Source organism: Anaerostipes faecis, from assembly GCF_910574135.1.
Classification (GTDB): domain Bacteria; phylum Bacillota; class Clostridia; order Lachnospirales; family Lachnospiraceae; genus Anaerostipes; species Anaerostipes hominis.
The window spans coordinates 1-6,331 of the sequence record NZ_CAJSYK010000047.1 but is presented as its reverse complement, the minus strand read 5'-3'; the positions used below and the strand labels follow the sequence as shown (position 1 = coordinate 6,331).

Here is a 6,331-nt window from a genome sequence, read left to right as displayed (position 1 = left end):
CTCTCATGTTCAATCTTGGATCTAAAAAGCGCTAGCTTTTTTATCCTTGTTTTACTGTGTCCTTTTATAAAGAACGTTCGTGTATCTTTTTCAAAAGATACTGAAAATCTCTTAGAATTTTCAAGGTTGTCTTATTGTTTAGTTGTCAATGTTCGCATTTGCAGTATTGTGTGCATAAAAAATGAAGTGTATCGCGTGAAGAATTTATTCTTCTGAGCGCATACGGTTTACTTTTTATATAAGCGGCTCTGCCGCGACTGAGGAAGTGAAACTTCCGAAGTGCACACCGCACTCAAACTTTATATCCGGAACCTCCTGTCAAAGTTCCAACGGAGAAGGAGGGATTTGAACCCTCGCGCCGCTATTAACGACCTACTCACTTTCCAGGCGAGCCCCTTCAGCCACTTGGGTACTTCTCCAAGCGTCCCTAACTACTTTGCTCTCAGCTGGTGCTGATCTTCAAAGCAACGGAGAGGGTGGGATTCGAACCCACGCGCCCTTGCGGACAAACGGTTTTCAAGACCGCCTCGTTATGACCACTTCGATACCTCTCCAGGTACTTGTTTTCTTTGTTTTTTAAGCGTCTCTCGCTGTGACGCTTGTATATAATACCAAACGCTCCTACACTTGTCAACAAGTTTTTTGAAAATATTTTATTTTTTTGTATTCTTAAAAATTAAGACTGCTTATAAGGGGTCAGCTGACTGCTCACCCCCTTTTGTTTTATCCTTTCCTTTAACACATACAAGAAACGATTTTATGATAAATCTCTTTTCCGTCTTTTGCCCTCACTAATTCCTCCATCATACGATCATCCTGTACCAGATGAATTAATTCCTGTAAAGTTTCCAACTGGGCATGTGGCTCTTTGATTGCCATCATCATGATGACACTGACACTGGTTTTTTCCTGACTGCCTCCCATAACCTGAAACTCAATTGGTTCGCTCAGGGACGCAACACAGATTCTCGTTTTCTTAACATATCTGGAATCTGTATGCGGGATTGCTACTTTATATCCATTTAACGGAAGTCCCGTAGGAAATTCTTTCTCCCTCTGTATCACGTGCTCCTCATAATCTTTTGTTACAATTCCTTTCTGATACATTTTTGACGCTATAATATGAAGGGCTTCTTCCTGACTTTCGGCCCTGATGTTGGTAAAACATGTTTCTTCTGACAATGCATCTTTTAGTGACATGGATGATACCTCCTTACAAGTTCTCAAAGTATGTGATTGCACCGAAAGAATCTTCAGCTTGAAAGACAGCTCTGCCTATAACAGCACCTGTTGCTCCGTTTTTCCTTAAAAGCCGTATTTCCTTTCCTGAAATGCCTCCATCCGCAATAATATCCTGATCTGTCCGGCATCTCTTAGCAAGCCATCTGACTTTCTCCACCATATCCGCTCGAAATTTCTCTCCGGCTCCGTCCGGTTCTGATGTCATAATTAAAAAATAATCGGCTTCATTGAGATAAAATTCTACTTCATTTACCGCTGTACGTGGATTCAGTGCAATTCCGGCTTTCATTCCGCGTCTTTTAATCTCTGTAATAATTCTTGAAGGATAGTCAAGGGCCTCCCAATGAACAGCTACAGCTTTAAAACCGCATGCCTGCAGATCATTCAAATAGTCCAAAGGATTCTGTACCATCAGATGAGCATCCATGGAAGCCTCTGTAACTTCTGCAGCCAGCCTGACCGTCCCTAATCCAAACGTTATATTAGGAACAAAGTTTCCATCTTCAATGTCATAATGCAGATACGTATGATTTTTGAGCTTTTCAATCTCTTCTCTTAACTTCAGCTGATCTGCCGAAGCCAATGACGGAAATATCTTCATAGTCAATGATTCCTCCGGCTCCTATTATTTATTTCTGAACTCTTTTACAACATCCATAAATTCTTTTACGCGTTCTCTGTCTACAGCATTTTCAAAAATCCCGTCCTTTTTAAATGTAGTTCCAACAACCGCTCCGTCTGCAATCTTCAGCTGCTCTGCTACATTTTCTTTTCTCACACCGGTATTTGCAAAAACGATGGTTTGCGGAACTTCATCTTTTACCGTTTTCAGTACCTGTGAGTCTGTGGCAGCACCTGCTGTGAGTCCGGAAACACAGAGTGCATCCGGTCTGCAGTTAAATACAGTGCTTTTCGCAATCTGGGCAATATCATCTCTTTGAATGTATTTTGCCGCTTCCGGTACGATGTTGAATAACAGTTTCACATCCTGTGCCCCAATTGCATGCTGATGCCTTACAACCTCACCGCAGTTTGTGTCCCAGATACCGAAATCGCTGGCATAGACGCCAGTAAATATTTCTCTGACAAACTTTGCTCCCGTAGCTTTTGCTAAATCTAATGACTTTTCCGGATCCCATAAAACATTCACCCCAAACGGTATGTGAAGATCTCCCTTGATCTCTCCAATGATCCGTGCCATTGCGGCTACTGTCTCCGTTTTTACCTTTGTAAGATAAGGAAGACTGAACTCGTTGGAGAACATAATGGCATCGACACCGCCTTCCTGCAGTTCCAGCATCTCTCTGCGGGCACGCTCTACAACTGCTTCCATTCCTCCTTTCTCGTCAAAACCCGGATCTCCCGGCAAAGCCGTGAAATGACACATTGCAATAATAACCTTGTCTGTTCCCAATACTTCCTCTGTCCATTTTTTACTCATGTTCTTCTCCTTTTCCTCTGCTTGCTGTTTTAAAGTTTTAACATCCTCTTGACAGGTCGACATGCCTTCCGAATTTACATGCAGACAGGCACATAAGCTCTGCGCAGTCTTCAATATCTTTCACACACGCTGCCTCCGCCGGTGAATGTGTATATCTGAGCGGAATTGATAAATGAGCCATAGGAATCCCCTCTGTTCCCGCGAGCTGTGTAAAAGCATCGTCTGTTATGACTCCGATCACCACTTCTTTCTGACAATTCATAAGTTCATCTTCCGCGATTTCCTCAAGAAATTGATTCAGCTTCGGGTTTGGAAGCAGGCCTCCGAGAGTTCCTCTCCCATGGAAATTCATATACATGATTGCCACACCTTTTCCAAGAGCCATATCATATTTGCCCTCCAGTTCCGGTGTATCACAGGCCGGAGAAATATCTACACAGATGGCCGCATCCGGCTCCAGCCGCTGAAATGTCGGTGTTGAAGATCTGACATTAAATTCTTCCTGCACCGTAAAAATTAAATAGACGGTAGCTTCGTGCTCTGCAGTTTCCAAATGCTCTGCCAGAGCAAGAAGTGTATAGATACCCATTCTGTCATCCAGGGATTTCGAGACAATACAGTTTCCCATCTTCATAAAATTAGGAACATAAGTTACTGAACTTCCTATATCGACGCCCAGAGACAACACTTCCTCTTTTGATCGGCATCCGATATCTACATAAATTTCATTTATGGCTGTAACCGAAAACTTTTTTTCTGCAGATGTCAGATGATGTGAAGTATTTCCTACAACTCCTCGGACTGAAGTTGTTCCGTCCAGTGTATGTACGTCTAAAAATTCAGAAGGGAGTACTTTCTCCGGAATCCCGCCTACTCTTTCCAGCCTTAAGAATCCAGTGTCTTCTATCTTTTTAACAATCAGCCCTACTTCATCCATATGTGCGAAATAGGCAATGCTCGGGGGATTCTCTCCTCTCCCCAGATAAGTTGCTGTCACATTCCCCATTTTGTCTACATGTAGATCATCAGCACTTTCTTTCAGCCGGCTGATAATATAAGAAATCATACGGTCTTCCCGTCCGCTCATGGCAGATATTTCTGTCAATTTTTTAATCTCTTCATAAATGTCCATTCTTTCCCTCCTTTACACTGTGCTTCCTACCCCACATGCATCCTGCCTCCGTCTGCGATCAGCACTTCTCCACAGAGGTAGTCTGACAATTCGCAGCAAAGAAACAGTACCACATTTGCTATATCATCCGGATAGCCGATCCTTCCCATAGGCATAATATCTTTATAGTGCTCCTGGACCGCCGTCTCTGATCCAAATCTGCGGGACAGCATTTTGCTCATGATCACTGCCGGCGCTACACCGTTGACCCGAATTCCGGTATGGGCATATTCCTTTGCAAAAAACATAGTCAGTCCGTAGGTACCGGCTTTTGTGCCAATATACTCGGGAATGCCCGTTCCTCCGTTAAAGATGGAAGCCGATGTAAGAATCACAATCCTTCCTTTGGATGCCTCTAAATACGGTTTTGCCGCCTCACAGCAAAAATAAGTACCCTTCACGTTTACCGCATAACTTTTTTCCCAGTCTGAAACGATACCTGCGTTGTTCACCAAAATGTCGATGCGGCCAAATGTTTCTCTGATCTCATCAAACATCCGGTGAACCAATTCCTCATCTGCAATATTACAGCGGATGAAGTAAGGCCTCTTCCCAACTTGTTCACACTCACTCAAAATTGTGTCTGCCTGTTCCCTTGTGCATACATCATTGATCACTACCTGTGCCCCTCCCTCTGTAAGTTTTTTGGCAATGGCAGCTCCTATCCCCTGTGCAGCGCCTGTGACAACGGCAACTTGTCCTTCTAATTCAATGTTATAGCCCATCTCTGCTCCTTTTTATATTGATCTGTTAAGCGAATATACCTGCAATCTTATAGAAAATCCAAGTCAGCCAGTTTCCGGCGGACAGAGCTGTAATATCCACGGCTCCTTTTGGAAGACTATATCCCGCATCCACAGCCATCGTTGTCATGGAAGCACCAAAACTGGAACAAATTAGCAGGACAATGCTCATAATAACAATCCCCGAAATAATAGACCTGAATAAATTTCCTTTACTGAGACAAGGTACCAGCGCGACAAAATATGCCAGGGATGCCAGATCACCAAATGGTAGCACTCGGTTTCCCGGAAGGATCATAGCTACTACAAGAACAATCGGTATTAGGATAATGGCCGATGCTACCGTAACCGGATGCCCGATCAAAATAGCTGAATCAAGCCCCACATAAAATTCTCTCCCCTTAAAATGCTTGTCCATAAATTTCTTGGCTGCGTCGGATACCACCGTTAGAGACTCCATAAATAATGCAATGAATTTGGGAATGATCATCATAACAGCGCCGATGGAGATTGCCGAGTTTAATAGAGTCGGAATGTCTTTCCAATAACCTGCCACACATCCCAGAATCAATCCCAATGTTGTACCAAGAACCAACGGGCTTCCAAAGATGCCCCATTTCTCCTGGATATGCTTTTCATCCCACTCGATATCTTTGATAATCGGAATCCGGTCTAAAACCCAATTCACACCGTTGATGATCGGAATACTGGTGACGACCCAGCCCTGTGGGATCGAAACACCCGGAATCTTATAAAACTTCTGAACTCTTTCTGCTGTCCGGTCAGCCATGACCAGACAAAACGCTGCGTGTACTGCACCTGCCGCCAGGCCGATGATCAGATTCCCTGTAACGATATACACTACAGATGCTGTAAATGCATGGTTCCAAAAATTCCATATGTCAACGTTCAATGTTTTGGTCGTTTTTGTTGCCAGCATTAAGATATTGACTCCCAGTGATACCAGTATGATCAGCACACCGCACTTTGTACTGTATGCCACCGCAGACCCCACAGCCCATCCCACATCCAGAATGTCTTTCTTTACTCCCAGATTGTCTGCCAGAGCAGTAACCATAGGATTCACAGTTGTAATCATGAGATTGATGACCAGATTTAAGCCGATATAAGCCGCACCGAATGTCAATCCGGCCATCAGTGATTTCTTCAATTTTGCACCAAACACCATACATATGATGAAAATGAAGATTGGAATCAACACCGATGCCCCTAAACTGGTCAGGGCACCTGAAACCTTTGATATAATTTCCATAAAATCCTCCTTCTTTCTTCTAATCTTTTTCTGTGATTTCTTGAATGGTCTTTTGCAAATCTTCCAGCAGTTCCTCTTCTCCCACTCCTGTCAGCAGCGGCAGTCCGTCAAATACAGGGATGCCCGGATCAAAAGCAACCTGGGCAGTGCTTAAGATCACATCACAGCCTGTAAGCCTGTTGGCCAGATCGTTGACACTGCAGGTCATAATGGAAACCGGGATGCCATGTTCATTCATATATTCCTGAACAATGGATGCCGCATGTGTGGATGTCGCAATTCCTGAACCGCATGAAACCATCAGCTTTATTGGTCTCTTCATTAAAATTCCTCCTTTCCTTTGAAATAACTTCTCGGAATCTTCAGCCCTGATTTTATAAGGCTTTCAGACCCTATCTCAAAAAAATCACCCACTTTTTTTAAAAACACTTGACAAATCGCTCAAAATTTGCGGCGAAGCC

The 6,331-nt window shown here is 43.6% G+C and carries 7 protein-coding genes and 2 tRNA genes; all 9 read right to left on the bottom strand.

Going from position 1 to position 6,331, the window contains the following annotated elements:
• Positions 1-330 precede the first annotated feature (330 nt).
• A tRNA-Ser gene (locus QGT46_RS16610) sits at positions 331-419 on the bottom strand.
• Between the two features lie 49 nt (positions 420-468).
• Positions 469-554: transfer RNA gene (locus QGT46_RS16605), tRNA-Ser, on the bottom strand.
• Positions 555-735: 181 nt separating this feature from the next.
• Entirely contained in the window at positions 736-1,200 is a 465-nt protein-coding gene (locus QGT46_RS16600) for a PTS sugar transporter subunit IIA (RefSeq protein WP_024729440.1), read from the bottom strand.
• Positions 1,201-1,213: 13 nt separating this feature from the next.
• Positions 1,214-1,843, bottom strand: a complete 630-nt coding sequence (locus QGT46_RS16595; protein WP_024729439.1) for a ribulose-phosphate 3-epimerase — start codon at positions 1,841-1,843, stop codon at positions 1,214-1,216.
• Positions 1,844-1,867: 24 nt separating this feature from the next.
• Positions 1,868-2,683, bottom strand: a complete 816-nt coding sequence (locus QGT46_RS16590) for a BtpA/SgcQ family protein (protein WP_148460414.1) — start codon at positions 2,681-2,683, stop codon at positions 1,868-1,870.
• Between the two features lie 37 nt (positions 2,684-2,720).
• Entirely contained in the window at positions 2,721-3,815 is a 1,095-nt protein-coding gene (locus QGT46_RS16585; RefSeq protein ID WP_148460415.1) for a M42 family metallopeptidase, read from the bottom strand.
• 26 nt (positions 3,816-3,841) lie between these two features.
• Positions 3,842-4,579, bottom strand: a complete 738-nt coding sequence (locus QGT46_RS16580; RefSeq protein ID WP_148460416.1) for an SDR family NAD(P)-dependent oxidoreductase — start codon at positions 4,577-4,579, stop codon at positions 3,842-3,844.
• A 25-nt stretch (positions 4,580-4,604) separates the two neighbouring features.
• Positions 4,605-5,870 (bottom strand): PTS galactitol transporter subunit IIC, encoded by a 1,266-nt coding sequence (locus tag QGT46_RS16575; RefSeq protein WP_024729436.1) that lies wholly within the window; start codon positions 5,868-5,870, stop codon positions 4,605-4,607.
• Between the two features lie 19 nt (positions 5,871-5,889).
• The gene (locus tag QGT46_RS16570) at positions 5,890-6,192 is read right to left on the bottom strand and encodes a PTS sugar transporter subunit IIB (protein ID WP_024729435.1); all 303 of its coding nucleotides are present in this window, start codon (positions 6,190-6,192) and stop codon (positions 5,890-5,892) included.
• Between the last annotated feature and the right edge of the window lie 139 nt (positions 6,193-6,331).

Bases quoted from the DNA above. Each gene is read 5' to 3' on its own strand.
- QGT46_RS16600 (WP_024729440.1), bottom strand. From the start codon at position 1,200: ATGTCACTAAAAGATGCATTGTCAGAAGAAACATGTTTTACCAACATC.
- QGT46_RS16590 (WP_148460414.1), bottom strand. From the start codon at position 2,683: ATGAGTAAAAAATGGACAGAGGAAGTATTGGGAACAGACAAGGTTATT.
- QGT46_RS16585 (WP_148460415.1), bottom strand. From the start codon at position 3,815: ATGGACATTTATGAAGAGATTAAAAAATTGACAGAAATATCTGCCATG.
- QGT46_RS16580 (WP_148460416.1), bottom strand. From the start codon at position 4,579: ATGGGCTATAACATTGAATTAGAAGGACAAGTTGCCGTTGTCACAGGC.
- QGT46_RS16575 (WP_024729436.1), bottom strand. From the start codon at position 5,870: ATGGAAATTATATCAAAGGTTTCAGGTGCCCTGACCAGTTTAGGGGCA.
- QGT46_RS16570 (WP_024729435.1), bottom strand. From the start codon at position 6,192: ATGAAGAGACCAATAAAGCTGATGGTTTCATGCGGTTCAGGAATTGCG.
- QGT46_RS16595 (WP_024729439.1), bottom strand. From the start codon at position 1,843: ATGAAGATATTTCCGTCATTGGCTTCGGCAGATCAGCTGAAGTTAAGA.